The organism is Arthrobacter glacialis, assembly GCF_002909445.1.
Taxonomy (GTDB): domain Bacteria; phylum Actinomycetota; class Actinomycetes; order Actinomycetales; family Micrococcaceae; genus Specibacter; species Specibacter glacialis.
The window spans coordinates 1-1,300 of record NZ_PPXC01000052.1; the positions used below are offsets into that span (position 1 = coordinate 1).

The following is a 1,300-nucleotide window of genomic DNA, read 5'->3' on the forward strand; positions in this document are numbered from 1 at the left end:
GGCATTGCCGTTGCCCTGATTTTTCACCGCAAACGTCCAGAAAGGAAAGGCTACGCGCAGCAGCAGAGGAGACACGAAACAGATACTTGGAAGAACACCCTAGTGCAGGGAAAGATCCTAAGAAAACTGGAGGTCCTATTTACAGGAGAAGAGACGGAAAATGGGTAAGAGAGCTGATCCTGTATGACAAAGAGGAAATCAGGAGGATTTGGCGACAAGCAAACAATGGAGAGGATGCAACTGCTGGTCTTACTCATCTGATGATATGGCATTCCAACCTGAATGATGCCACCTATCAGAGAACGAGAGCTCTCGTACGTACTGGAATGGACCCCCGGATGTGCTCTCTGATGCAAGGATCAACTCTTCCGAGGAGATCTGGAGCTGCAGGTGCAGCAGTAAAGGGAATAGGGACTATGGTGATGGAACTGATTAGGATGATAAAGCGAGGGATCAACGATCGGAATTTCTGGAGAGGCGAAAATGGAAGAAGAACAAGGATTGCATATGAGAGGATGTGCAACATCCTCAAAGGGAAATTCCAAACAGCAGCACAAAGAGCAATGATGGATCAAGTGCGAGAGAGCAGAAACCCGGGGAATGCTGAAATTGAAGATCTCATTTTTCTGGCAAGGTCTGCACTCATCCTGAGAGGATCAGTGGCTCATAAATCCTGCTTGCCTGCTTGTGTATACGGACTTGCAGTGGCCAGTGGATATGACTTTGAGAGAGAAGGATACTCCCTGGTTGGAATAGATCCTTTCCGCCTGCTTCAAAACAGCCAAGTCTTTAGTCTCGTTAGACCAAACGAGAACCCAGCACATAAGAGCCAGTTAGTTTGGATGGCATGCCACTCTGCAGCATTTGAGGACCTTAGGGTCTCAAGCTTCATCAGAGGGACAAGAATGGTCCCAAGAGGACAGCTGTCCACTAGAGGAGTTCAAATTGCTTCGAATGAGAACATAGAAGCAATGGAATCCAACACTCTTGAGCTGAGAAGCAGATATTGGGCTATAAGAACCAGAAGCGGAGGAAACACCAACCAACAGAGGGCATCTGCAGGACAGGTCAGCGTTCAACCCACTTTCTCGGTACAGAGAAATCTTCCCTTCGAAAGAGCAACCATTATGGCAGCATTTACAGGAAATACAGAGGGTAGAACGTCTGACATGAGGACTGAAATCATAAGGATGATGGAAAGCGCCAGACCAGAAGATGTGTCGTTCCAGGGGCGGGGAGTCTTCGAGCTCTCGGACGAAAAGGCAACGAACCCGATCGTGCCTTCCTTTGACATGAATAA

1 protein-coding gene is annotated in these 1,300 nt (G+C 48.0%); it reads left to right on the top strand.

Annotated features, from left to right (window positions below):
• Positions 1–86: 86 nt before the first annotated feature.
• On the top strand, positions 87–1,300 hold a 1,214-nt coding region (locus tag CVS27_RS21770; protein ID WP_243400301.1), incomplete at its 3' end, for a nucleoprotein.